Raw genomic sequence first — 24,173 nt, forward strand, 5'->3', positions numbered from 1 at the left:
CATCACAAAAGAATTTGGAGGATTTTTATTATGGCTAAGAAAATTATCAGTGCAACGAAGCTCGTTATCCCGTGCCGTATCTCTTTTGCCAATATCTTCGAGCCGAAGAGCATCAATGGCAGTGAGGCGAAGTATTCCGTTTCCTGTTTGATCCCGAAGGACGATAAGAAGACCCTGCTGGCGATCCACAAGGCGATCGAAGCAGCGAAGGAAGATGGCAAGGTCCGCAAGTGGGGCGGTAAGCTCCCCCCAAACCTGAAACTTCCGCTGCGTGATGGTGACATTGACCGTCCGGATGATGAGAATTATCAGGAGCACTTCTTCCTGAATGCCACCAGCAAGGACGCACCGCAGGTCGTTGACCGTCATGTCCAGCCTGTAGTTGACCCGATGATGGTCTACTCCGGCTGCTTCTGCAATGTCAGCGTCAATTTCTATCCGTTCAATGCCAATGGTAACCGTGGTGTAGCGGTAGGTCTGGGCAACATCCAGTTCGTCAAGGACGGCGACCGTCTGTCCGGACGTGCATCTGCAGACGCTGACTTTGATGCGCTGGAAGATGATGAGGATGTTCTGGGCGGAGACGCCGGTGAGGAACTGCCGGATTACCTGCGTTAAGCACGGACAATTTGTACACAGCTAAGTAAGCAGGCCGGGGGATGTGTCAGAACATCTCCCGGTTTTTACATGAAAAATTGATTCACATGACGGATTGATTCAAACGAAGGGGTGAGATTTTTGAAAGAAATATTGGTCGATATTGAGACTTACAGCGAGGTGGACATCGGAAAATGTGGTCTGTACCGCTATGCTACGGACCCCAGCTTTGAGATCCTGCTGATTGCCTGGGCAACCGATGAGGGAGCCGGCTTTGGTGAAACCAAGTGCGCTGACCTTGCATCAGGAGAAACCATTCCAATGGAACTGCTGGAGGCATTTCAGTCCGGAAGTGTGCGGCTGATCGCACACAATGCTGCCTTTGAACGTGTCTGTTTCTCTGTTCATCTGAACCGGTACTGTCCCGGACAGTATCTGAAACCGGGAGATTTTCTTTCGCCGGATAGCTGGATCTGCACGATGGTCATGGCGGCATCGCTGACTTTGCCGCTGGCACTGAAGGATGTCGGTACGGTACTGAAGACCAGCCAGCAGAAAGACAAAGAAGGTGAGAGGCTCATCAAGCTGTTTTCTGTACCGTGCAAGCCGACCAAGTCAAATGGGATGCGCACCCGGAATCTCCCGGAGCATTACCCGGCGGACTGGGCGAAGTTTAAGTATTACTGCATTCAGGATGTCAACACCGAGGTGGACATCTACAAACGGCTGAAGAAGTTTCCGATGCCGGAACTGGAATGGCAGCACTACCGCACCAATGAGCGCATCAATGACCGTGGCGTGCGGATCGACACGGAACTGGTACAGGAAGCAATCACCTGTGACCTGATGCTCTCGGACGCCATGAGTAAGAAAGCCTACGAACTGACCGGGCTGGAAAATCCGAATTCCGTATCCCAGCTGAAGACATGGCTGGAGGAGCGTGGCATCCCGATGGATACACTCGGTAAGAAGGATGTGGCGCAGATGATCACCGAGCTCGATAAGAACGGTGTGGATGCGGAAGCACTGGATATGCTGAAGCTCCGACTTCAGATGGCGAAAAGCTCTGTGAAGAAATACCAGGCAGCGGAACGTTGTGTCTGCGCGGATGGCAGGGCAAGGGGACTGTTCCAGTTCTACGGAGCAAGCCGTACCGGTCGATATTCCGGCCGGAATATCCAGTTACAAAACCTCCCACAGAACCACATTTCCACACTGGACGAAGCGAGAACACTCGTGAAGATGGGGTGCTTCGATATGGTGGAGAGCATCTACGGCAATACACCAGATGTCCTCTCGCAGCTGATCCGCACCATGCTGATTCCAAAAGACGGCTGCGAGTTCATCGTGGCAGACTTTTCAGCCATTGAAGCCCGTGTGCTTGCGTGGGAGGCAGAGGAGCAGTGGGTGCTGGATGCATTTCAGAACGGCGAAGATCTCTACTGTGCTACCGCTTCCCAGATGTTCCATGTGCCTGTCGTCAAGCACGGTGTCAACGGCGACTTGCGTCAGAAAGGAAAGATCGCAACGCTGGCTTGTGGCTACGGCGGTTCCTCCGGCGCACTTATCAGTATGGGCGCATTGCAGATGGGACTGCACGAAGAAGAACTACCGGAGATCATTGATTCCTGGCGGGAAGCCAACCCGAAGATCGTGCAGTATTGGTGGGACACCGAAAAGGCTGCGATGACTGCCTATAAGACCGGGGAGCGGCAGGAGGTCGGAAAGATTGCCTTTGAGTTCTATTCCGGCACCCTCTGGATGGTGCTTCCATCCGGCAGACGGCTGGCATATCTGAAGCCGAGACAGCAGCCGAACCGCTTCGGTCGTATGAGCCTGACCTATGAGGGTGTGGGGCAGAACCACAAGTGGAGCAGACAGGAAACCTACTCTGGCCGACTAGTCGAGAATGCGACACAGGCGATTGCCCGTGACATTCTGGCTGAGGCAATGGACCGTATCTCGGCTGAGGGGTTGAATATTGTGGCTCATGTTCACGATGAAGTCATCATCGAGGCACCAAAGGATCAGTACACAGTGGATGAAGTCTGCAAGCTGATGTCGGAGAATCCGGCATGGTGTAAAGGTCTGCCACTGGCTGCTGCCGGGTACAAGGGCGACTACTATTTCAAGGACTAAGGGGGGGAGCCTTATGCCTCATGTATTGAAAATGAAGGACGGAAAACTTCTGACACCCTTTGGCATTCGCGACCTGCTGGATGCAGTTGAGGACTATGCTGGCGAGGAGCTTTGCCGGGAGATCGAGGAGTACATCGATACCAATGTACAGGATATCGATGATTACGAAAAGGAGTATGACCGCATGGAGCAGGACAATGAACGCCTTGCTGACCATCAGCGGTCGGTACTTTGTAACATCCGGGATGAGGTCGATGCCCTAGACACCTTGCTGCACGATACCCGGCTGAACCGGAGCCGGATGCAGGGAGCCGTCAAGGTCATCCAGCAGATGATCAACCGGGAACTGTAATGGAACACGGCGTTTGTGCAGGAAAGACATGGACGCATAAACCGGCGTATAAATATGCGCCGCAGGATAGAAAGGGAAAAACTTATGAAAACAGGCAGAAATTTGCAGGAAGTCCTTGTGGAACTGGATCGCCAGAACAAGGCAAAGCAGGACTTTATCAGTCCGGCACAGGGGATGCGCCTCCGGGAAGATGGCCGCACCTTTGAAATCAACCATCTGACTACGAACCAGCAGGAGGTGTTCGGAACGACTTCGCTGTTCCACCGTCAGGTGGCATCAGCACTGGGCATCCCGGCGAAATACTATGATCTCATGCAGGCACAGAAGCCGGAGCTCCTGGCTGAGAACGTGAACAGCTGGTTTGCGGACAAGCCCAGTTCTTACATGGTCCGTTCAATGGATTACGGTGCCGGACAGGTGGCCCGTGCGCTGCTGTCGGAACGGTATCGTCGCATCGATAACATGGAAATTGCCACATCTGTCCTGCCTCTGTTCGCCGGAAACGATCAGTACGAGGTGATGTCCTGCGAGGTGACGGAAAACCGTCTGTACCTCAAGGTGGTCAATCACCGTCTGGAGATGGAAGTCCGCAAGGGCGATATCGTCCAGGCTGGTGTGATGATCTCCAACTCCGAGGTTGGTCTGGGTGCTGTGTCCATTCAGCCTCTGGTATATCGTCTTGTTTGCACCAATGGCATGGTGGTCAATGACATGGGCGAACGCCGCCATCATGTGGGCCGGCAGGCAAAAGCAGTGGAGGACAGTTTTGCACTGTATTCGGATGAAACGATGGAAGCGGAAGACAAGGCATTTCTGCTGAAACTCCGCGATACCACGATGGCGGCTATTGATGAGAGCAGATTCTCGCAGGTGGTCGGCCGCTTGCAGGAATCTATGGCAGTACTGATCACCGGCAAGGTGCAGGACGTGGTGCAGCTGACCGCGCAGAGCTATGGCATCAACGCTGAAGAACAGGAAGGCATCCTCAAGTACCTCATCGAGGGCGGCGACCTTTCTCTGTATGGCCTGTCCAATGCGGTGACCCGCGCATCGCAGGACATTGTTTCTTACGACCGTGCCACCACACTGGAGGGCATTGGCTGGCAGGTCGCCACGATGGAGCCGCAACAGTGGAAGCAGATCAATCAGTGAGGTGGCGGCTATGGAAAATGTCATTCACTGGATTACAGAACACAAAGAGGAGAACCCTCCGAACAGGAAAGTCAGCCACAGCCACCCGGACCCGACTGCCGATGAAGCCATCAGTAATGTGATCCGGGAAGAACGCAAGAAAAAACACAAGAAAAGAAAACGCCCGCGGATCGGTGTTTGGAGAGCAAAGGAGGCAAAGCCGGATGAGAGAAAGTGAAGTAGAAAAGCAGTTTGTAGCTGCGGTGAGGGCCGTCGGAGGACAGGCCCTTAAATTTACCAGTCAGAGCATGAACGGTGTGCCGGATCGCCTGGTCCTACTGATCGGCGGCAAGTGTGCGTTTGTGGAGCTGAAAGCCCCTGGAAAGCAGATGCGCATCCTTCAGCGGAAGCGCAGACTGCAGCTGGAGACACTGGGCTTTCCGGTGTTCTGTGTTGACCGTTTGGAGCAGATCCGGCCTGCGGTGGACGCACTTCTGCACTGGACGCCGGGTGAGCCTATCCCACAGGGGATCGGGGCGAAAATCCCGGAGATGCCGGAAGTTACGCTGCCGCAGGGAGATACACAAAGCGAGGAGCCGGAAACACAGGCACAGGATGCCGGGGAGGAGGTGATGCCGCTATGAAGTTCATTCCACACGATTATCAGAGTTACTGCACCGAGTATATTAAAACGCACCCGATTGCAGCCCTTTTTCTGGATATGGGCTTGGGTTAAGGAAAGACCGTCATAACCCTTTCTGCAATCAAAGACCTCATGCTTGAGACCTTTGAGGTCAATAAGGTCCTCATTATTGCGCCGTTGCGTGTCGCCCGTGACACATGGCCGGCAGAAATCGAAAAGTGGGACCACTTAAAAGGGCTGGACATTTCCGTCATCGTTGGAGATGTCAAGACCCGGATCGCAGCAGTCCACCACCCGGCGATGATCTACATCGTCAACCGGGAGAACATCAAGTGGCTGGTGGAGTATTACGAGAAAAATGGAATGCGCTGGGATTTTGGCATGGTTGTGATCGATGAGCTGTCATCGTTCAAGAACTACCAGTCCCAGCGTTTTAAGTTCCTGCGAAAAGTCCGCCCGTTTGTGAAGCGATGGGTCGGTCTGACCGGTACCCCTTCTTCTAATGGTCTCATGGACCTTTGGGCGGAGATTGGAATTCTGGATGGCGGTGAGAGGCTCGGCAAATTTATCGGCCGGTACCGGGAAGCATATTTCAAGGCTGGGTCGATGAATCCGGCAACAGGCATCGTATTCCAGTATGTTCCCAGACAGGGAGCAGAGGAGATGATCTACCAGCGGATCTCGGATATCACAATTTCCATGAAGGCTCTGGATTATCTCAATATGCCGGATTGTGTACCTACAAGGTATGAAGTTGAGATGAACACGCAGGAAAGGGAACTCTACGATATGCTCCGGCAGGATCTTTTGATTCCGCTGAAAGACGGTGACATAGACGCTGCCAATGCTGCATCACTGACAGGGAAGCTGTTGCAGATGAGCAATGGCGCGGTCTATGACGAGAATGGCAAGGCGAGAGTCATTCACGACCACAAGCTGGAAGCCCTCGAAGACCTGATCGAAGCCGCCAATGGACAGCCGGTGCTGGTAGCTTACTGGTTTAAGCATGACCGGGAGCGTATCATCAACCATCTGTCGAAGCTGAAGATCAAAGTCCGGGATATCAAGAGCAGTACCGACATCAAGGATTGGAATGCTGGAAACATCCCGGTCGCCCTGATCCATCCTGCATCGGCCGGACATGGCCTGAACATCCAGCAGGGCGGACACATCCTGATCTGGTTTGGGCTGACCTGGTCTTTGGAGTTGTATCAGCAGACCAATGCCCGGCTTTGGCGGCAGGGACAGACCCATGTGGTGACCATTCACCACATCATCACGAAAAACACAGTAGACGAGGATGTCATGGCTGCGCTGGAGCAGAAGGACATGACACAGGAAAAGCTGATATCTGCCGTCAGAGCACGGCTGGAGGAGTAGGAGAAGATTATGGAAAAGAATACGAGCAATTACAAATTTCTGAATGCAAAGGACCGTGCCGCAGAGAGAAAGCGCAGCTCCAGTGTTATGGACACGGACCGATATCACTACAAGACTGCACCACATGTGCAGACCGGCAAGCGGAAGCGCGACAGTGATGGATTTTTCACACCGTATGCGATGTTCCGTCCGTACAGTGGCACCGGCCTGCTGTGTGCGATCTTCGGGGAAACACCTGCCCGTAAGACCTCTGACCTGCGAGTTACACAGGATATGCTGGCGAAGGAAGCCTATGAGCATGAGATCGAACTGCTCATGTGTCAGGCAAAAGCCTACGAGCTTCAGTTTCACAAGCGTTTCTGTGCGGAAGACCGTGCGGAGGAATGCTATGCGAAAGCAGTGGCGGCAGGCAAACACCCGGATGCACCGAAGCTGACGGCGGAGGATACCAGACAGACGATTCTGGATGCGGTTACCTGGCGTTTCGATTGGATTCAGCAGAACAAGAGAAAGTGCTATCGCTTTGCTGAGATCCTGATCGACGCGAAGGAGCATCATCTGGTGACAGACAGGGAAGAAAAAGAAAACTTTGTTGACCTGTTTGTGCGGAATGCAGCCCTGATGCCGGAGCCGAACCGCAAGCTGATCGACTGCATGTACGAGGCGGCATGGTATTCCATCTATATGTTCAAGTATGGACTGGATGGACAGAAGGTGCCAGCTCCGTGGTACGACACAAAAGAGAATGATTCAGGAAAGGGCAGGGTGAATGACTGATGGGAATGGCAGCGGACAATCTGGAATGCTACGAGAATCTGGCGAATGCGATCATCCTGCAGGCTGTCAAGGATTACAAAACCGTACTGTTCCGTTTGGAGGATCATCCGAACAACCGGGATGCGCAGTTTGAGAAAAAAAGGCTGGAAGGTTTCTTTCACTCCAACTGGTACAACACGCTGACGGATCTGGATGCCGGCACACTCATTTCAGGTGTGCAGGCAAGAGTGAAGGTTGAAGCCGTGGAGCGTAGAAAGAGGAGGGCAGAAAACCTGCGCCGGAAAGCGGAGCGCGAGATGAAGAAGCTCGTGAAGCTGCTCACGGAAGCCGGTGCGGTTCTGACTCCGGAGAACATCCAGGTGTTAGGTGATATTGCGTGATAAGAATAAACAGACCAGAACAGGAGGTGCAGTATGGAAGACGAGATGGATTATATGGAACAGGCAAAGGAACTGGCTGATTCCTACAGGCTGCTGGTACACAGACGGGATATGCTCCGGCAGCAGTACGAGGATTCCCGGTCCTGGTTTTACACTAAGGACGAGATTATCTACAAGCTGTCGCAGGGCGCACATGAGGAATCCGAGCGTGTTCAGACCAGCGGTACATCAAATCCGGTGGAGCGCACCGTGCTGAACTGTGACAAGGTGCTGGCATCCATGAACCGGGAAGTGCAGACCCAGCGCACCGAGCAGTTTCTGGAACCCTATTACAAGGTCTGTGAAGATATCGAGCTGTTCGAGGTTGGACTGCGCAGTCTTCGTGGGTGTACGCGGATCGTGGCAGAGCAGCTCTTTGTGGACGGCAGAAAGCAGTCGGAGATCACTGGTTTGGATGGGAGAACTTTAAGCCGCCGGGTGGTGGAGCGAGAGAAAGAAACTGCATTGCAGGGGATTGCGGATGTGATCCGTTTGCATGACAGACACAGGAGGGGAGAATGTGGGAAGACCGATTAAGTGGAGTTTTCAGCCGGATAAACGGCATGAAGCCATAGCAAAAGATGCCTGCGGCGGTTATGAAAAACTCAAGGCAGACATTGCAGAAAAGGAGAAAATGCTGGCCGAGATCAAACAGGAACAGGCAGCGGCTATCTCCGATTTGGAGCGCGTCATCAAGGAAGAGATGTATACGGAGTGCAAAAGGGAATACGATAAGCAGAGCACACGGCTTCGTATTATGGAACTGGCTCTGAGCCGGGTGTCTGATTCTGATGCGAGGGCAGCAGTCAGACAGTTCTATTTTGAGCGTATTCCGTTGAAGTCGATGAAGGATTCCAACGGCTGTTCTTTTGGAAAAAGCAGGGCAGATTATTACAAGGGAAAGGGCTTCAAAGAATTTGTAGTAAATTTGGAAAAAGAGGGCTTTTTCAGGAAAAACAGCAGTTAATTAGGAAAACTGCTTCTTATGCGTACATCGGCTTTTTGCTATACTTTATACTAGGAAAATAAGATAAAACCGGGAGCGGATAAGAGTGCTGGGAGCGAAAGCTGCCCGGTATTTTTATCCGCTTTTTACATGTTATGCCGTCACGGATTCGGATTCCGGACGGCTGTTTTTGTATCAGGAGAGAAGAGGTGAAACCCAGAATGGGGAGAAAGAAAAGCAACGCACGGATTCTGCCGCGTGGCAGGAAGATCCATGTGAACAAGTACATCAACAAGCGTGGCTGCACCAAGCATAAAAGTGCCGCCACGCATAACCACAGCACCGAAAAGCAGCAGGAAAGCAGCCACACAACTTATGACAGCCTCCCGGCTTACAACTGGCCGACGACCAGAATCCCGAAGCAGTATGAGATCTGGTTTGCAGAGCTTGGTAACCATTATGGCACCTGTGTGCAGAGTGGTAACCGTCCGGTGCTGATCCTGACAAACGATATTGCGAACCGTTATTCGCAGACCTTCACAGTTATTCCGCTTACGAGCAAGATGAAAAAGCTCGACCTGCCAACACATATCGTGCTGACAGAAGCACATTGTGAGATGCTCAGAGCGGAACGACTGGAGGATTCCATTTTGCTGGTCGAGCAGATCACAACGATCGACCAGTCGGCACTGTTTGGACGCCTTTGCAGGGTAATCTCTGCTGAGAAAAAGCAGGAGATTGAACAGGCTGTGGCAAGGCAGTTTGATATGCACAGTACTAAGAAAAACAAACAAAATACAGACGAAAATGCTGTGCGCGGCAGCAATGCCAATTACGGCAGCAACGCTGTACACAGCAGGAAGGAGGTCTAACCGCTATGGTGGATATCAAAAATATCCCGGCGGAGCTGAAGACCTCCTGCCGGTTTTGTGTCTGGAAATTTGAAAAGCGAAACGGTCAGAAGACCAAGATGCCGTATAACCCGGCGAATGGTGATAGAGCCAGGATCAATGATCTCCGCACCTTTGCAGATTTCAAGACTACGCTTGTCACTTATGCAATGGGCGGTTATGACGGCATCGGCATTGCTGTGGGCAGTGGTATCGGAGCTTTTGACATTGACCACTGTATCCGTGAGGACGGGACGCTGAATGACACAGCGGACACCGTACTTTCAATCTTTCCTACAGCGTATGTAGAGAAGTCACCGTCCGGCAAAGGTCTGCGTGGATTCTTCCATGTGCCAGAAGACTACGTCTACGACAAGACGGTCTACTACATCAACAACCGCAGCAAAGGTCTGGAAGTGTATATGCCCGGTGCGACAAACCGCTTCGTCACCGTAACGGGAGATGTTTACCGCACAGGTGAAATTCCCAACGATGAAACGGCGATGACCGCACTGCTCGATACGCTCATGAAGCGGAACAAACAGGTACAGCAGACTCATTTTCAGCACCATTCGTATCTGGATGATGAGGCTGTCATCACACACGCTAATGAGGCCAGTAACTCTGAAAAGTTCAAAAAGCTCTTTGCCGGTGAGTGGGAAGACCTCTACGGCAGCCAGTCGGATGCAGATATGGCACTCTTGTCTATCCTGGCATTCTGGTGCGGCTGTGATGAGGAGCAGATGGACCGTATCTTCCGCACATCTGGTCTGATGCGCCCCAAGTGGGACCGAAAACAGGCTGGTTCGACCTACGGTGCCATCTCTATCCGCAACACAGTCAATACCTGCGCTTCCGTTTACATTCCTGTCAACGCGCAGGACATTGTGGATGAGGAGTTTGCAAATCTTGACTCTGATGATAAAGAGGCGGAGCGGCCACCGGACATCAGCAAGCTCACGCTGTCGCTGGAAGAAATGGCTCCGCACACGAATCCGCGCTACGGCAGGGATGAGATCGGTTTGGGCAACATGTTCGCCGATTTTTTCAAGCCTATCGCACGGTACAACAGTGAACGCGGCATCTGGTTTGTCTATGATGGAGTTGTCTGGCAGCCGGATATGGAGAACCTTAAGGTGGCAGAGCTTGCGAAATATCTGGCAGATAAGCTGTATCTGTTTGCATTGAAGATTACAGAAGAGGATGTCAGAAAGCGGTTCATCGACCGCGTCCGGAAACTCCAGCAACGCAAGCACCGTGACACGATGCTGAAAGATGCGAAGTCCGTATTCCCACTGTCCATGAAGCAGTACGATCAGGATATCTATCTGTTCAACTGCAAAAATGGAACACTGGATCTGCGGACGATGGAATTCCGGGAACACCGCCCGGAGGATTTTCTCACAAAAGTGTCCCCTGTGATATATGCCCCGGATGCCGACTGCCCTCGCTGGCGGACGTTCATCACGGAGATCATGCAGGGGGATAAGGCCAGAGCAGACTATCTTCAGAAGGCTATCGGATACTCGTTGACTGGTGACACCCGCATGGAGTGCTTGTTTATTCTGTACGGTCCGACATCCAGAAACGGTAAGGGTACCACAATGGAGAGTATTCTGCGTATTATGGGTGAGTACGGTAAAAATGCAGATCCGACCATGCTGCAGGCGAAGTTTAACAGCCAGAGCGGAGGACCGTCTGAGGAAATCGCCCGGCTTGCCGGCTCTCGTTTTGTAAACATCTCCGAGCCGGAGAAAAAGATCACTCTGGATGCAGCTCTTACCAAACGACTGACCGGTAACGATACGATCACAGCCCGGTATCTGCATGAGAACAGTTTTGAGTTCCGACCGAACTTCAAAATTTTCATCAACACGAACCATCGTCCGAATATCACAGACCTTACGCTGTTTGAGTCTGGCCGAATCAAAATCATTCCGTTTGACCGGCATTTTGAAGAAAATGAACAGGATAAGGATCTAAAGTCCACTTTTGCTAAACCGGAAAATATGTCCGGCATTCTGAACTGGATGCTCGAAGGCTATAAGCTGTTCCGCAGTCAGGGACTTGCCATGCCGGATTCTGTCGTTCAGGCAACAACGGACTATCAGATATTCTCAGATAAGATGGGTCAGTTTTTTGATGAATGCATTGAAGAAAAGGAAGGGTGTGAGCTTCGGCGCGGTGCAGTTTACACACGTTACAAAGAGTGGTGTGGAGAGAATGGCTACCGGGCAGAGGCAGCCAAGAATCTAAACCAGGAGATTGAAAAGCGGTACAAGACTGCAAGAAAGCGTCCGAATGACGGTGCCTCCAGCAGTACGACTCCGATGGTCCTGGATGTGGCGTTCACGGCAAGTGAAGAGTCAAAAGAGGACTTTGCACCATTGACATCATGAGCTTGAAATTCAAGGTACGGACGGATTTGTTGCGGCTGTTGCTGGAAGAACACAGTGAAATCTATTGTTTTTGATTTTCATAAGTTCCCATCAAAATACCAGCAACACACGACTTCGGAGTCACGTTACCAGCAACAGCAGCAACGCCCCAGCAACAGAAAAACGTAGGAAAATCAAGGGCTTTCGGTGCTGTTGCGAGTGTTGCGAGTGAAAACCCTATTTTATTTATATTATTTTCTTTTATATACTATTTACTTTTTACTAGCAACAATAGCAACAAAAGAAAAAATATAGATCTTAACACCCCTGAAAAGTGCGTAAAATCAATATTTTTGGGGACTGGACACCTCGCTTTGTGAGGAAAGCGCCAGCAACACACCAGCAACAGATTCAGAGGACACATTGGAACTACACAATGGAACATCGCAGGCCGCTTTTGTGGGAGCCTATTTGTGGGCAAGGGCAAAGGCGGCCTGCTTTGTGATACATGAAAGAGAGGACAGAACATGAGTAAGATCATCACTTGTGAACAGGTCAGCAATGGCCATCCCGATAAGATCTGTGACCAGATCGCAGATGCTATTGTGACCGACATTCTTCAGCATGACAGGCACGCCCGTGTGGCGATCGAGTGTCTGCTGAAAAAGAGCCAGCTCTTTATTGCCGGCGAGGTCACCACCGACTACCGGCCAAACTACAACCAGATCGTTCACGATGTGTTCAATCGCATCGGCGCCGAAAAGCTGGGGTGGAACCTGACCGAGCTTCTTCGCATCGGCATTCTGGTGGACAAGCAGTCCCCGGACATTGCACTGGGTGTGGACAAGGGCGGTGCCGGTGACCAGGGCATCATGTATGGCTACGCCACCAACGAGACAGCAGAGCAGATGCCAATCCCGTACATGGTTGCCACCAAGTTCCTGCAACTGTTGAAGAACCATCCGTCCAAGATGTTCCGTGCAGATGCCAAGGCGCAGGTCAGCTACGATTACGACACCGGTCGTATCACAACCTTCCTCTGCTCCGTACAGCACAGCCCGGATGTGGAGGTCAGCGATTTCCGGCACATCATCGAATCCATGATGGTGCTGGCCGCCTGCGAGTACGGTCTGGATGGTGACTTCACGAAGCTGGTCAATCCGACCGGCCGTTTCGTGCTGGGCGGCAGCTATGCCGACTGTGGTGTGACCGGCAGGAAGCTGGCGTGTGATACCTACGGCGGCATCGGTCGCATGGGAGGCGGTGCTCTGAGTGGGAAAGACCCCACCAAGGTGGACCGTTCCGCAGCATACATGGCGAGGAAGATTGCCAAGGACATCGTGCAGGCGGGCTACGCTGACAAGTGCGAAGTCCAGCTGGCTTACGCCATCGGCGTGGTACAGCCGGTGGGTGTGGCGGTTGAATGCTTCGGTACGGAACACCAGTCCCTTGACTTCATTGAAGCTTATGTCCATGACAGCTACGATCTGACCCCGCAGGGGATCATCAAGCGACTGGGACTGCTGGACGTGGACTACAACAAGGTCAGTGCTTACGGTCACTTCGGCAAGGCTGGTCTTCCGTGGGAGGACTGACCCATGCCGTACAGACCAAAGACACCGTGCCGTCATCCCGGCTGCCCGGAGCTGGTGGAAGTCGGCCGGCTCTACTGTGAGAAGCACCTGCCTCTCCACCCGGAAGTCACCCGTCCGGCAGCGAAGCGTGGATACAACAGACGGTGGCAGAAAGCCAGAAAGTCGTATCTGGAAGCACATCCGCTCTGTGTGCAGTGTGCCAAGCAGGGCAAGTACGTCCGGGCAACGGTGGTGGATCACATCATTCCGCACCGTGGTGACCAGAAACTTTTCTGGGACCAGAACAACTGGCAGTCGCTCTGTAAGAGCTGCCACGATAAGAAAACGCTGACCGAGGACATCAACCCGACCTACACCTACTAACACCCCCTACCGGGGCCGGGGTCACTTCTCTACGATGAAGTCACACGGAGACCGGTGCGCCCTTTTCTGTGAAAAACCGCAAAATTGATAGGCCGGGGGTCAGAGGATTAACGGCGCAAAATGAAACAGGAAAATGTACAGGCATCGGAGCTTCGGTTCCGGTGCCATTCTTTTTCCCCGAAATGAACCAAAGTGTGTGAAACCTCTCGTAAACATGGAGCTTTCGCACATTTTAGCTTGTTCCGGGAGGAGCAGGGGCGAGCGGGAATCGGCCGCCGCAACAACGATCCAACCTGGCGGGGCAGTGCCGATTTCCACTTCGCCGCTTTTCGCATGAATTATGAGATTTTTCTAAGAAACCGCCGAAGAAACGGCGAAAAATGAGAGTGAGGTGAGGGCAGATGGAAGATTACACGGCTGAGATGATCAGGGACATGGCTTTTTCCTTCTGCCCTCAGTGCGGTACGGCAATCGTACCAAACCATAAAGGCAGACCACGGAAGTTCTGCTCACCGGAATGCCGGTCACGGTGGAACAACACCCACCCGAAACCAGAGAACTGGAAGACCGTGCGGTCAAAGATCTGTCCGGTGTGCGGCAGGGAGTTTTCCTACCGGCACCAGTATGGTCTGGAACGGAAATATTGCAGCCGTGCCTGTGCAAACAAAGGACGCTGGAAGGAGGGCGATGCAAATGGAAGAACCGCTGAACATAGAGCGTGATGTGGTAAAGAACGGTGTCCGGCTGGACTGTGTGTTTGAGGGCTATGAGTACCGCCCGGAGAGAGAAGAAGTCCGAAGCCAGCGGCTTGCCGGGTTTGAATGTGTGGAGATCGCAGAAAACACCGGGCTTTCTTTGGAACAGGTCACGGATTACTGCCGGGAACTGGGCCTGCCGGAAACGGGGAGCTGCCAGTTACAGCCACCGGATGGGTCGGGGGAACGGCGCTGTCCAGTGTGCGGACGGATTCTCGTGCAGAGAGGGAACAGTGGTCGGAGACGGTTCTGTTCTCCTGATTGCCGGGAGGAATATTACAGGCAGCATAAGTCTTTTCGGATCGCGGTCTGTAAAAACTGTGGAAGGGAGTTCCATGCCGTAGATGAAGGAAAACGGCAGCGGAAGTTCTGCAGTCTGAATTGTTACTGGGATTATCGATACGGGATGAAGGGAGTGGATGAGGATGAGTAAGATTATCGGTGTGTTTCCGATGTTCAACACCGGGGGTATCTGTGTACATGCGATTGACGATGCGGAAGATAAGGTCCTGGCATCCGTGAACGGGGAAAACCCGGAATGGTGCGAGATGGCTGAACATCCGCAGGAAGATGGAGATGAGATGGAGTCGGGCTTTTTGTTCGGCTCCTTTTTCGTGCCGTTCTCCGGGGTCATGCGCATGTGAATCTGAATTAGGAGGAGCCTACATGAAAGCGACTGCTGAACTGAAGATGCTGCCGGTGTCCATACTTAAGCCGGCCGCATACAATCCCCGGAAAAAGCTGAAGCCGGGGGACAAAGAGTACGAGAAGATCAAGAACTCCATCACGGAGTTCGGGTTCGCAGATCCTTTGGTGGTCAATGCCGACATGACAATCATCGGCGGCCACCAGAGATTGACCGTAGCGATGGAGCTGGGCTATACCGAAGTGCCTTGTGCGGTGGTGGACATCGACAAAACCAGGGAAAAAGCCCTGAACATCGCACTCAACAAGATCACAGGTGCATGGGATGATTCCCTGCTGGCCGACCTTCTGAAAGACATCGAAGATTCCAACTTTGATCTTGGCAAGACCGGCTTTGAGCCGCCGGAGATTGAGACGCTGTTCAACAAAGTCCACAGCAAAGAGGTCAAGGAAGATGACTTCGATGTGGAATCCGAGCTGAAGCAGCCATGCTTCTCCAAAGAGGGTGACCTCTGGCATCTGGGAAAGCACATCGTTCTGTGCGGTGATTCCACCAATGCAGAATGCTACGACACCCTGATGGACGGAACCAAGGCAAATCTGGTCCTTTCCGATCCCCCTTATAACGTGGATGTGGAAGAGACTGCTGGTAAGATCATGAATGACAACATGGGGGATTCGGAATTCTACCAGTTCCTTTTGGCAGCGTTCCAGCAGATGCACGGTCATCTGGCGGATGACGGCTCCATCTACATCTTCCATGCAGATACGGAAGGGCTGAACTTTAGAAAAGCATTCAAGGATGCCGGGTTCTACCTGTCCGGGTGCTGTATCTGGAAGAAGAATGCGCTGGTGCTGGGCCGCAGTCCTTACCAGTGGCAGCACGAACCGTGTCTCTACGGCTGGAAGCAGAAGGGGAAGCACCAGTGGTATTCCGACCGGAAGCAGACGACCATATGGGAGTATGACCGGCCGAAGTCCAACAAGGACCATCCGACCATGAAGCCCATCGGTCTGATGAGCTATCCGATTCGCAATTCCACTATGACCAACGGCATCGTGCTTGATCCGTTCCTCGGCAGTGGCTCGACACTGATCGCCTGCGAAGAGACCAACCGTGTGTGCCGGGGCATCGAGCTAGACCCGAAGTTCGTGGATGTGATCGTGAAGCGGTACATCGAACACAGCGATGGTCACTACGATGATGTGTTTGTTGTCCGTGACGGCCAGAAGCTGAAGTTCGAGGAAGTGGCGACCTTCGAGCCGGAAAGCGAGAATGCCGATGCCTGATGTGAAATGTGTCCTCATCCACGACAACTTCCAGAACTTCAAGTCCTATAACATCCCCAAGGCGCAGCTGGTGATCGCAGATATTCCGTACAACATCGGTACAGATTTTTATGCCAGCCGGCCGGATTGGTATGTGGATGGCGACAACAAAAACGGGGAGAGCAGCAAGGCGAGGAAGGCGGCGTTCAATACCGACTTCACCTTCAACATTGCAGAGTATTTCCACTTCTGCAACCGACTGCTGAAGAAAGAACCCGGCACAGGAGAGAAGGATGCACCGTGCATGATCGTGTTCTGCGCGTTCCAGCAGATCCCGAAGGTGATCACAGAAGCTGAAAAATACGGCTTCAAGAATTATATCCCTCTGGTGTTCTGCAAGAACTACAGTCCGCAGGTGCTCAAAGCCAACATGAAGATCGTGGGTGCAACGGAGTATGCTCTGGTTCTGTACCGGGGAAAGCTCCCGAAGTTCCGTAATCTCGGTGAGGACGGAAAGCCTCATATGATCTTCAACTGGTTTGACTGGAAGCGGGATGGCAGGGAATATCCGAAAATCCATCCTTCCCAGAAACCGATCTCCGTGCTGAAACGACTGATCGAGACTTTTACAGATGAGGGCGATGTGGTCATTGCCCCCTGCGCCGGCAGCGGCTCCACGCTGAGAGCAGCAAGAGAACTGGGGCGCAACAGCTACGGATTTGAAGTATCCAGAGATTTTTACCGGAAAGCAAATGAGCAGATGCTCGGAGAGGAGGTCGCCGGATGAGCACAGAACAGAATAAGACTTTGACCCTCGGCAGCCTCTTTGATGGCTCCGGGGGTTTTCCATTGGGCGGTCTGTTGACCGGGCAGATCACTCCGGTGTGGAGCAGCGAGATCGAGCCGTTTGCCATCCGGGTCACGACGAAGCGTCTGCCGCAGGTGAAACACTACGGAGATGTGTCTGCCATCAGTGGAGCAGACCTGCCGCCCGTGGACATTATCACCTTTGGCAGTCCCTGTCAGGATATGTCCATCGCTGGTAAGCGGGACGGTCTGGATGGTTCACGGTCCAGCCTGTTTTACGAAGCAATCCGAATCGTGAAGGAAATGAGGTGCAAGACCAATGGAGAAAAACCAAGATTTATCGTGTGGGAGAATGTGCCAGGGGCCTTCTCTTCAAACAAGGGACAGGACTTCAAAGCAGTCCTCGAAGCCGTCATCGGTGTTAAAGAACCGGCCGCCTCGGTGCCTGCGCCTGAGAAGAAAGGATGGCCCGACGCTGACTACTACGTGGGAGACGGATGGAGCGTCGCGTATCGAGTTCTTGATGCACAATGGTGGGGCGTTCCCCAAAGAAGAAAACGTATCTACCTTGTCGCAGATTTTGCAGACCAGAGTGCCCCAAAGGTACTATTTGAGTCCGAAGGCGTGTCTCGGTATTCTGCGGAGGGCTTCCGTGCGTGGCAAAGAGCTGCCGCCGGTGCTGAAAGCGGCACTGGAGAGGCAGGCAGCAGCGGAGCAGGAGGACGGATTTGTCTGAACGACCAGGGCGGCAGGCAGATGGATGTTTCCCAGGATGTGACCGGAACCCTCCGGGCAGAGGAGCATGGGCATCAGCCGTGTGTTCTGGAAGCCGCTGGTTTCTGCACCGAGCATTCTGCAGATGCAAGAAGCATCGGATACGAGGAAGAGCGGTCACCGACCCTCCGGGCTGGTGTTGTGCCTGCTGCCATCGCACTGGAAAATCATCCTGCTGACAGCCGGGTGAAGATTTCCGAGGACGGTAAGGTGCAGACACTGACAAGCCGGTGTGGTACGGGCGGCGGTAATGTCCCGATGGTCATGGACGCTGTTGAAAATTCAGTGGAAAGCCCGGTGAAAGAAGTTGAAAACTCCCCGGCAGTCACACTGAAGATCCGTTCCGGGTGTGAAGGCGGCGGCAAGGGAGCCATCTGGCAGGAAGAAAAGTCGGTCACGCTCGGCTGCAATAACGACCAGACACTGTTCGTTCCGAAATGCTATGGTGTCTGCTCCAAAGCCAGCCACTCCATGATGTCCGACAATCCGCATAGCGGTTTCTATGAAGCGGAGACCTCCCGGACACTGGACCGCAGCGGTGGTGACCCGACCTGCAATCAGGGCGGCATCTGTGTGGTAGAGCCGGTCGCCTTTACCCAGAATCAGAGGGATGAAGTCAGGGATCTGGGAGAGAAGTCAGCGGCACTGGCAGCAGAGCCGGGGATGAAGCAGCAGACCTTTGTGGCACAGCCGGAAGAGATGACTGCGTTCCATGTGAACCAGCGCAATGAGCTGATCGATCTGCATGGCAAATCCGGCGCTTTGATGGCGACCCGGAGTGACCAGATGCAGACCTTCGTCCTGCAGGGCAACATGATCGGCCGCAAGGATGAGAACGGTCCGCAGGGGGATGGCGTCAATGAGGATGTCTGCTTTACACTGGATGCCACTGACCGCCATGCAGTCTGCGCACCGGAGGATGTGTATGCCATGACCACCGGCTCCTATATGCAGGTGGCAAAAGAAGTCGCACCGACCCTGATGGCACGGGACTACAAAGACCCAACCACTATCGCACCGGTGCCGCATCTGAACGAGGGTGTCATGGGAACCGTGGCAACCGGGGCACATCCCAGCGGCTTCAACGGGCAGGATGCCTTCAATGACCGTCTGGTCATCGACAATCCGGAAGCACAGCCCGCACCTGTGACCTATACCGTCCGCCGTTTGACACCGACCGAGTGTGCCAGACTGCAGGGATTCCCTGACTGGTGGTGCAGAGATCTCGGAACGGAAAACCCAACCGAGGAAGATCTGGCGTTCTGGGCGGATGTGTTTGAAACACACCGTAAGATCGTGACCCATGCCAAGAAGCCGAAGACGGAGAAACAGATCCGGAAATGGCTGGCTGACCCGTATACGGATTCGGCAGAGTACCGTATCTGGGGCAACGGCATTTGCTTAGCCAACGCATTCTTTGTTCTGGCCGGCATCGCGTGGTGTGCAGGTCTGGAAGAATAAACTGGCCCGCTATATTACTAGGTAGAAAGCGACCTGGTGATATGGTGGGCTTACATATTGGTCCTATTTACACAACAGATTTTGCGGTCCCTTGTGTAAATGGTCGAACATGAAGAATATCGGGAAATGGCCTTGCTATTCATCCGTTTTAGAGTGATATATGTGCTACCGAAAAGAACATCGGGATGCACAAAAACAAATGAACGAAAAGGAGCGATGAATTATGTTGAAATTTAAACTGAACGTAGCCGAGAGAAAGACCCTCGCAAAACGCATGGAGGAGCTGACCGGCATCCACCCTTACTATACCAAAGCACCTCTGTATTCTTACGACATCGGGAGCTACACCATCGACCGGAATGGCAACCTTCTGGTCGAGCCGGAGAATGCAGATGCCGAGCTGCTGACGACCCTGCTGAATGAGGGACTGATCCGCGGCGGCGAGAGTATTGAGAGCACGGATGACCAGCCGGAGGACACAGAGCTGACAGCGGATATGGATGAGGAGCCTGTGACCGAAGCGGAAACTGAGCAGATGCCCGAAGCAGAGCTGGGGGTTCTGGACGAGCAGGAATCCGAAGATGCAGATACCGCAGAAGATGAACCCGCGGAAGCAGGAGCCGAGGATGCATTGGAGCCGGACAATACGGCTGAGGATGATACCATAGAGGATGAGCCGGATGCAGAATCGCAGGAGACAGAAGATCAGCCGGAAGAGGTGCCGCTGGACTTGGAACTTGCATTCCCGGTCAGCCAGCACAACGGTGTGACTCTCCGCAACCTGGTCAACCTTCTTTACAGCCGCGGCAAGCTCATCGGCAAGGCGACTGGAGGACACTTCCATGTGGAAGAGGGGCTGGTCGAGAAGCTGAAGGACGATAGTTGCACCTTTGCCATCATGAACTTCATCAATGCGGTCAGCGACTATGAGACTGAACATGGTGCTGCACTGGAAGGCCTGAAAATCACCACCGAGAAGGTCACCTTTACCGGCTTCCCGACTGCACCGGACCACGAACATCTGACGGCTTTTGCACAGCTGGCGGTGCTGATGAACCAGCAGGCGATCAGCCAGAAGCGCATCCAGGCAAAGGATGTCAACGATGAGAATGAGAAATACGCACTCCGCACATGGCTCCTGCGGCTGGGCATGAACGGTCCGGATTTCAAGGAAACACGCAAGATTCTCATGGAGAACCTTTCCGGCCATGCGGCTTTCCGCACGGATGAGGAAGCACAGAAGTTTCTTGCAAGGGAAAAGGCAAAACGGGATGCTCTGAAAGCCGCGAAACAGGCGGCACAGGAGGGCAGTGCCTCCGCAGGGGAAACAATCGCATCAGCAGATGCCGAGCCGACACAGCCCGACTGTGGGGCAGACACGGCGCAGATGCTGGAGGCGGGAGCGTAAGCTCCCAATCCCCCAATGGGGGCCGGAAAATATGCGAGACCCTCTTCCATTGTACCGATATTAGCTCTGAAAATGTACATTATCAAGCGGATAAACTGCAGAAATGTACACGATCATTCTGCCTTATATTTGTCGAATATATGTTCTTTTATATCCTTGCTATTATCCGCACCTGACGGTAATATGCACATACCGAAAGGGAAAACAAGGAAAAAACAAAGGAGAACATACCATGAACGATAAAACAAGAGAGCAGATTGAAGCCATGAAGAACCAGACCATCGGAGTTGAGATCGAGATGAACAACATCACCAGAGAAAAAGCGGCAAGAAAGGTCGCCGAGTACTTCGGAACCAGAGCATGGAACGCCGCCGGCGAGTACGGATATTACAGCTGGGCTTGCAAGGACCAGCAGGGCAGGGTTTGGAAATTCCAGAGGGATGTGAGCATCTACGGACCGGACGCAGAAAAATGCGAACTGGTCACCCCGATCCTCACCTACGACGACATCGAACCCCTGCAGGAAATTATCCGACTGCTCCGCAAGGCAGGCGCAAAGAGCAGCCCAAGCCGCGGATGCGGAGTCCACATTCACATTGGCAAAGGCGACCACACCGCAAAGACCATCCGCAACCTTGTGAACATCATGGCGGCGCACGAACAGCAGATCGGCAGAGCCATCCGGATCGACGCGGGGCGCACCGGACATTATTGCCAGGTGGTCAACCACCGCTTCCTCGACCGGCTGAACCGCGAGAAGCCGACCACCATGCGCAAGCTGGAAGACATCTGGTACGAAGGCAACGGTTCCAGCTGGGAAAACCGGAATGCCCACTACAATTCAAGCCGGTACCATATGCTGAACCTCCATGCCACCTTTACAAAAGGGACCATTGAATTCCGCCTTTTCCAATTTGCAGACCCAGCGGACGGAAAGCGCAACGGGCTGCATGCCGGTGAGATGAAAGCCTACATCCAGCTTTGCCTCGCAATGAGCCAGCTTGCCAAGATGGTCAGAACGGCAAGCCCGAAACCCCAGCAGACCGACAACGAAAAGTACGCGATGCGGTGCTGGATGCTGAGGCTGGGATTCATCGGGGATGAATTTGCAACGGCAAGGGAGATCCTTCTGCGGAACATGGAGGGCAACGCATCCTGGCGGAACAAATAAGCCGGGATGCACGGGCACCTTTTGGGCGGGCAACCGCCCTTGAGGTGGTAGAAGGAGGTGCAGGTTTATGAAAAGCACGTTAAAAAATGAAAACACACCGGGTGGCAGGCCCTTTAAGGTGACCATCACCGAGACCTACCAGAGGACGGTGACCATTTATGAATCCGAGATGAAAGAGCCGACCGTGGAGGAAGCCCAGCGTGTGGCAGAGGACTGGTGGCGGGACAGCCAGATCGAGCTTGGGAAAGAGGATTTCCAGGGCGTGGAGTTCACTGGCAGGGAGGACGGTGAGGCAGATGTTTGAACTGATCAGCCGAAACCCATCCAGATATTACCTTGCCTACGGAAGCAACCTCGACATGGAACGGATGGGAAAGAGATGCCCTTACGCTGTGGTGGTCGGCACGACCGAGATCATGGGCTACCGGCTCCTGTTCAAAAAGAGTAAGACCGGCTGCTATGCCACCATCGAGCAGGATGCCAATGAAAGCGTACCGGCGGTGGTCTGGAAGCTCTCGGAATACGATGAGCTCTTGCTGGACCGATACGAAGGCTGCCCAAGATATTACTACAAGAAGCAGTTCCAGCTTCCGGTCTGGAACCTGAACGGGAACCGCATGAAAAAGGCAAAGCCATGCATCGCTTATGTGATGCACGAGGATCGGAGGCTTGGCTGCCCGGATGTCGAGTATTTTGAACTGCTGCGTGGCGGATACAGCGACTGGGAATTTCCGCTGGACACACTGAAGCGTGGACTGGCAGCCAGCATCGGAAGGGCGGAAGCCATCCGGTATCTGAAGAAGCGGCAGATGATGTAAGAGTACACGATCACAGGGAAAAAACATTGTGCAGTATATGATGCTCATCGGCCTTGATAAATCAGGGCAAAAGAGTGATATATACCATACCGCCAGACAAGAGCGGAGAAAACCGAAGGGAGAGATTCAAATGAAGAACAAGAAATATTACATCGCCTACGGCAGCAACCTGTCGGTGGAGCAGATGGCAGACCGATGCCCGGATGCAAAAATTGCAGGGCAGGCGGTGCTGGCCGGCTGGGAGCTTTTGTTCCGCGGCTGCGCCACCATCGCACCGAACCCGAAGAAGAACACGCCGGTTCTGGTGTGGGAGATCTCGGAAAGGGACGAAGGAAACCTCGACCTCTATGAGGGCTACCCGAACTACTACCGCAAGGAAGATCTGAACATCGAACTGCTTCGGGAAGGGGCAGAGCCGGAGATGGTGACCGCAATGGTCTACATCATGGAGAACGACTTCGGGCACCGCGCACCGAGCCGGTATTACTACAAAGTTCTGCATGACGGCTATAAGGCATTCCACTTCCCGATGCACATCCTCGAAGGTGCGCTGAAGGAATGCATGGATAAGGATGCCGCCCAGCGGATGATCGAGGAGGTGCAGGCATGAATTTCGCAGATAAGAAAACGGTCGAGAAGCTGAGAAAAGAGTTTCCGGTCGGATGCCGGATCGTCCTCGATGAGATGGATGACAGGCAGGCACCGACCATCGGAACGCAGGGAACCTGCAACGGGGTCGATGATGCCGGAAACATCTTAGTGAGCTGGGACACCGGAAGCCATCTGAACGTTGCCTACGGTGCGGACAGTTGCCACCGTGTGGCTTCGGAAGTTGAGGTCAAGGTGTCGCTCGACCGCCTTGGTAAAACGCGACAGACCGGTCCACGTTGCCCCAGGTGCGGAGCAAAGCCAGACTGCTACGACCATCAGCAGCAGGCACTCAGCCGAAGGGCGGACATCCAGATCTGTAACCGATGCGGAACGGAGGAAGCGTTAGAGGACATTGCATGGGGCGGACACCAAAACCTGCCTTTGGCAGACTGGGCAATCGTGAAAGGGGGCTGGGTCGAATGAAGGTCCTTCTGATCAAACCGATGGAGCATCCGCAGGTGGTGGACATCGAAAACTCCCTGCAAGAGTTCTACCGCATCCTCGACTGCGACTGCATCACAGCCACATACCCGTGGGAAGAATGCGCTGCCCTGGTTACTGATGACAACGGGCTGTTCACCGAGAAGCCATTCAGCAGATACATCTCGGAGCTGGAGCAGCCCATCAAGGGAAACTTCTTCATTTGCGGATTGGGCGAGGAAGATTTCGCAGAGCTGCCCCAAGATCTGATTCAGAGATTCAGGGAACGCTTCTGGGTGCCGGAGGCATTCGTCAGCATGTTCGGGCAGATGGCAGTCATCCAGATGGATGACGGAACGAAGCCGGAATAAGATACCGCAATCA

26 protein-coding genes and 2 pseudogenes are annotated in these 24,173 nt (G+C 53.4%); all 28 read left to right on the top strand.

Going from position 1 to position 24,173, the window contains the following annotated elements:
• Positions 1-30: 30 nt before the first annotated feature.
• The 28 genes and pseudogenes from DWY89_RS00105 to DWY89_RS00240 all read left to right on the top strand — a co-directional run bounded on the left by DWY89_RS00105 (position 31) and on the right by DWY89_RS00240 (position 24,160).
• Positions 31-618, top strand: a complete 588-nt coding sequence (locus tag DWY89_RS00105; protein WP_118524228.1) for a DUF2815 family protein — start codon at positions 31-33, stop codon at positions 616-618.
• A gap of 111 nt (positions 619-729) precedes the next feature.
• A complete protein-coding gene (locus tag DWY89_RS00110) occupies positions 730-2,736 on the top strand; it encodes a DNA polymerase (RefSeq protein ID WP_347474705.1) in 2,007 nt (668 codons plus the stop codon).
• 13 nt (positions 2,737-2,749) lie between these two features.
• Positions 2,750-3,088 carry a hypothetical protein gene (locus DWY89_RS00115; protein ID WP_118524230.1) on the top strand — a complete coding sequence of 113 codons (339 nt, stop codon included), beginning with the start codon at positions 2,750-2,752 and terminating at the stop codon, positions 3,086-3,088.
• Positions 3,089-3,172: 84 nt separating this feature from the next.
• A complete protein-coding gene (locus DWY89_RS00120) occupies positions 3,173-4,240 on the top strand; it encodes a DUF932 domain-containing protein (protein ID WP_118524231.1) in 1,068 nt (355 codons plus the stop codon).
• 10 nt (positions 4,241-4,250) lie between these two features.
• Entirely contained in the window at positions 4,251-4,457 is a 207-nt protein-coding gene (locus DWY89_RS00125) for a hypothetical protein (RefSeq protein WP_118524232.1), read from the top strand.
• Positions 4,444-4,692, top strand: a pseudogene (locus DWY89_RS00130) (VRR-NUC domain-containing protein); the annotation flags it as partial. The gene DWY89_RS00125 and the pseudogene DWY89_RS00130, both read left to right, overlap by 14 nt.
• Positions 4,693-4,859: 167 nt before the next feature.
• Positions 4,860-6,242: pseudogene (locus tag DWY89_RS00135) on the top strand (DEAD/DEAH box helicase).
• A 9-nt stretch (positions 6,243-6,251) separates the two neighbouring features.
• Positions 6,252-7,019: a hypothetical protein gene (locus tag DWY89_RS00140; RefSeq protein WP_118524233.1), complete on the top strand. Its 768-nt coding sequence runs from the start codon at positions 6,252-6,254 to the stop codon at positions 7,017-7,019.
• Positions 7,019-7,399: a hypothetical protein gene (locus DWY89_RS14760; RefSeq protein ID WP_118524234.1), complete on the top strand. Its 381-nt coding sequence runs from the start codon at positions 7,019-7,021 to the stop codon at positions 7,397-7,399. Before DWY89_RS00140 ends, DWY89_RS14760 begins: the two co-directional genes overlap by 1 nt.
• 33 nt (positions 7,400-7,432) lie before the next feature.
• On the top strand, positions 7,433-7,975 hold the full coding sequence (locus tag DWY89_RS00150) for a hypothetical protein (RefSeq protein WP_118524235.1): 543 nt from the start codon (positions 7,433-7,435) through the stop codon (positions 7,973-7,975).
• Complete coding sequence (locus tag DWY89_RS00155; RefSeq protein WP_118524236.1) at positions 7,959-8,405, top strand: hypothetical protein; 447 nt, start codon at positions 7,959-7,961, stop codon at positions 8,403-8,405. Before DWY89_RS00150 ends, DWY89_RS00155 begins: the two co-directional genes overlap by 17 nt.
• Positions 8,406-8,605: 200 nt before the next feature.
• Positions 8,606-9,256, top strand: coding sequence for a type II toxin-antitoxin system PemK/MazF family toxin (locus DWY89_RS00160; RefSeq protein WP_182434455.1), 651 nt, complete (start codon positions 8,606-8,608; stop codon positions 9,254-9,256).
• Between the two features lie 5 nt (positions 9,257-9,261).
• Positions 9,262-11,673 (top strand): phage/plasmid primase, P4 family, encoded by a 2,412-nt coding sequence (locus DWY89_RS00165; protein ID WP_118524238.1) that lies wholly within the window; start codon positions 9,262-9,264, stop codon positions 11,671-11,673.
• A 506-nt stretch (positions 11,674-12,179) separates the two neighbouring features.
• A complete protein-coding gene (gene metK / locus DWY89_RS00170) occupies positions 12,180-13,247 on the top strand; it encodes a methionine adenosyltransferase (RefSeq protein ID WP_118524239.1) in 1,068 nt (355 codons plus the stop codon).
• A 3-nt stretch (positions 13,248-13,250) separates the two neighbouring features.
• Positions 13,251-13,610 carry an HNH endonuclease signature motif containing protein gene (locus DWY89_RS00175; RefSeq protein ID WP_118524240.1) on the top strand — a complete coding sequence of 120 codons (360 nt, stop codon included), beginning with the start codon at positions 13,251-13,253 and terminating at the stop codon, positions 13,608-13,610.
• A gap of 401 nt (positions 13,611-14,011) precedes the next feature.
• Positions 14,012-14,332 carry a DUF2256 domain-containing protein gene (locus tag DWY89_RS00180; protein ID WP_118496644.1) on the top strand — a complete coding sequence of 107 codons (321 nt, stop codon included), beginning with the start codon at positions 14,012-14,014 and terminating at the stop codon, positions 14,330-14,332.
• The gene (locus DWY89_RS00185; RefSeq protein WP_147353319.1) at positions 14,304-14,798 is read left to right on the top strand and encodes a hypothetical protein; all 495 of its coding nucleotides are present in this window, start codon (positions 14,304-14,306) and stop codon (positions 14,796-14,798) included. The genes DWY89_RS00180 and DWY89_RS00185 overlap by 29 nt, the downstream gene beginning before the upstream one ends.
• Positions 14,791-15,009, top strand: a complete 219-nt coding sequence (locus DWY89_RS00190; protein WP_118524241.1) for a hypothetical protein — start codon at positions 14,791-14,793, stop codon at positions 15,007-15,009. Before DWY89_RS00185 ends, DWY89_RS00190 begins: the two co-directional genes overlap by 8 nt.
• A 22-nt stretch (positions 15,010-15,031) precedes the next feature.
• Positions 15,032-16,300, top strand: coding sequence for a site-specific DNA-methyltransferase (locus tag DWY89_RS00195; RefSeq protein ID WP_118524242.1), 1,269 nt, complete (start codon positions 15,032-15,034; stop codon positions 16,298-16,300).
• Positions 16,293-17,066, top strand: a complete 774-nt coding sequence (locus DWY89_RS00200) for a site-specific DNA-methyltransferase (RefSeq protein ID WP_118524350.1) — start codon at positions 16,293-16,295, stop codon at positions 17,064-17,066. Before DWY89_RS00195 ends, DWY89_RS00200 begins: the two co-directional genes overlap by 8 nt.
• Positions 17,063-19,321, top strand: coding sequence for a DNA cytosine methyltransferase (locus DWY89_RS00205; protein ID WP_118524243.1), 2,259 nt, complete (start codon positions 17,063-17,065; stop codon positions 19,319-19,321). The genes DWY89_RS00200 and DWY89_RS00205 overlap by 4 nt, the downstream gene beginning before the upstream one ends.
• 223 nt (positions 19,322-19,544) lie before the next feature.
• Positions 19,545-20,729, top strand: coding sequence for a hypothetical protein (locus DWY89_RS00210; protein ID WP_118524244.1), 1,185 nt, complete (start codon positions 19,545-19,547; stop codon positions 20,727-20,729).
• A 232-nt stretch (positions 20,730-20,961) separates the two neighbouring features.
• Positions 20,962-21,900, top strand: a complete 939-nt coding sequence (locus DWY89_RS00215) for an amidoligase family protein (protein WP_118524245.1) — start codon at positions 20,962-20,964, stop codon at positions 21,898-21,900.
• Between the two features lie 67 nt (positions 21,901-21,967).
• Positions 21,968-22,204: a DpnD/PcfM family protein gene (locus DWY89_RS00220; RefSeq protein ID WP_118524246.1), complete on the top strand. Its 237-nt coding sequence runs from the start codon at positions 21,968-21,970 to the stop codon at positions 22,202-22,204.
• Positions 22,197-22,718, top strand: a complete 522-nt coding sequence (locus tag DWY89_RS00225) for a gamma-glutamylcyclotransferase family protein (RefSeq protein ID WP_118524247.1) — start codon at positions 22,197-22,199, stop codon at positions 22,716-22,718. Before DWY89_RS00220 ends, DWY89_RS00225 begins: the two co-directional genes overlap by 8 nt.
• Positions 22,719-22,848: 130 nt before the next feature.
• A complete protein-coding gene (locus DWY89_RS00230) occupies positions 22,849-23,328 on the top strand; it encodes a gamma-glutamylcyclotransferase family protein (protein WP_160116386.1) in 480 nt (159 codons plus the stop codon).
• Positions 23,325-23,792: a DUF4314 domain-containing protein gene (locus tag DWY89_RS14765; RefSeq protein ID WP_118524248.1), complete on the top strand. Its 468-nt coding sequence runs from the start codon at positions 23,325-23,327 to the stop codon at positions 23,790-23,792. The genes DWY89_RS00230 and DWY89_RS14765 overlap by 4 nt, the downstream gene beginning before the upstream one ends.
• Positions 23,789-24,160 carry a DUF3846 domain-containing protein gene (locus tag DWY89_RS00240; protein ID WP_182434456.1) on the top strand — a complete coding sequence of 124 codons (372 nt, stop codon included), beginning with the start codon at positions 23,789-23,791 and terminating at the stop codon, positions 24,158-24,160. Before DWY89_RS14765 ends, DWY89_RS00240 begins: the two co-directional genes overlap by 4 nt.
• Positions 24,161-24,173 lie beyond the last annotated feature (13 nt).

Source organism: Clostridium sp. AF27-5AA, assembly GCF_003478415.1.
Classification (GTDB): domain Bacteria; phylum Bacillota; class Clostridia; order Lachnospirales; family Lachnospiraceae; genus Otoolea; species Otoolea fessa.

Coding starts and splice junctions, on each gene's coding strand:
- DWY89_RS00105 (WP_118524228.1), top strand. CDS start 31: ATGGCTAAGAAAATTATCAGTGCAACGAAGCTCGTTATCCCGTGCCGT.
- DWY89_RS14760 (WP_118524234.1), top strand. CDS start 7,019: ATGGGAATGGCAGCGGACAATCTGGAATGCTACGAGAATCTGGCGAAT.
- DWY89_RS00200 (WP_118524350.1), top strand. CDS start 16,293: ATGCCTGATGTGAAATGTGTCCTCATCCACGACAACTTCCAGAACTTC.
- DWY89_RS00230 (WP_160116386.1), top strand. CDS start 22,849: ATGAAGAACAAGAAATATTACATCGCCTACGGCAGCAACCTGTCGGTG.
- DWY89_RS00210 (WP_118524244.1), top strand. CDS start 19,545: ATGTTGAAATTTAAACTGAACGTAGCCGAGAGAAAGACCCTCGCAAAA.
- DWY89_RS00165 (WP_118524238.1), top strand. CDS start 9,262: ATGGTGGATATCAAAAATATCCCGGCGGAGCTGAAGACCTCCTGCCGG.
- DWY89_RS00185 (WP_147353319.1), top strand. CDS start 14,304: ATGGAAGAACCGCTGAACATAGAGCGTGATGTGGTAAAGAACGGTGTC.
- DWY89_RS00240 (WP_182434456.1), top strand. CDS start 23,789: ATGAAGGTCCTTCTGATCAAACCGATGGAGCATCCGCAGGTGGTGGAC.
- DWY89_RS00125 (WP_118524232.1), top strand. CDS start 4,251: ATGGAAAATGTCATTCACTGGATTACAGAACACAAAGAGGAGAACCCT.
- DWY89_RS00160 (WP_182434455.1), top strand. CDS start 8,606: ATGGGGAGAAAGAAAAGCAACGCACGGATTCTGCCGCGTGGCAGGAAG.
- DWY89_RS00120 (WP_118524231.1), top strand. CDS start 3,173: ATGAAAACAGGCAGAAATTTGCAGGAAGTCCTTGTGGAACTGGATCGC.
- DWY89_RS00225 (WP_118524247.1), top strand. CDS start 22,197: ATGTTTGAACTGATCAGCCGAAACCCATCCAGATATTACCTTGCCTAC.
- DWY89_RS00220 (WP_118524246.1), top strand. CDS start 21,968: ATGAAAAGCACGTTAAAAAATGAAAACACACCGGGTGGCAGGCCCTTT.
- metK (WP_118524239.1), top strand. CDS start 12,180: ATGAGTAAGATCATCACTTGTGAACAGGTCAGCAATGGCCATCCCGAT.
- DWY89_RS00190 (WP_118524241.1), top strand. CDS start 14,791: ATGAGTAAGATTATCGGTGTGTTTCCGATGTTCAACACCGGGGGTATC.
- DWY89_RS00195 (WP_118524242.1), top strand. CDS start 15,032: ATGAAAGCGACTGCTGAACTGAAGATGCTGCCGGTGTCCATACTTAAG.
- DWY89_RS00180 (WP_118496644.1), top strand. CDS start 14,012: ATGGAAGATTACACGGCTGAGATGATCAGGGACATGGCTTTTTCCTTC.
- DWY89_RS00140 (WP_118524233.1), top strand. CDS start 6,252: ATGGAAAAGAATACGAGCAATTACAAATTTCTGAATGCAAAGGACCGT.
- DWY89_RS14765 (WP_118524248.1), top strand. CDS start 23,325: ATGAATTTCGCAGATAAGAAAACGGTCGAGAAGCTGAGAAAAGAGTTT.
- DWY89_RS00150 (WP_118524235.1), top strand. CDS start 7,433: ATGGAAGACGAGATGGATTATATGGAACAGGCAAAGGAACTGGCTGAT.
- DWY89_RS00215 (WP_118524245.1), top strand. CDS start 20,962: ATGAACGATAAAACAAGAGAGCAGATTGAAGCCATGAAGAACCAGACC.
- DWY89_RS00205 (WP_118524243.1), top strand. CDS start 17,063: ATGAGCACAGAACAGAATAAGACTTTGACCCTCGGCAGCCTCTTTGAT.
- DWY89_RS00175 (WP_118524240.1), top strand. CDS start 13,251: ATGCCGTACAGACCAAAGACACCGTGCCGTCATCCCGGCTGCCCGGAG.
- DWY89_RS00115 (WP_118524230.1), top strand. CDS start 2,750: ATGCCTCATGTATTGAAAATGAAGGACGGAAAACTTCTGACACCCTTT.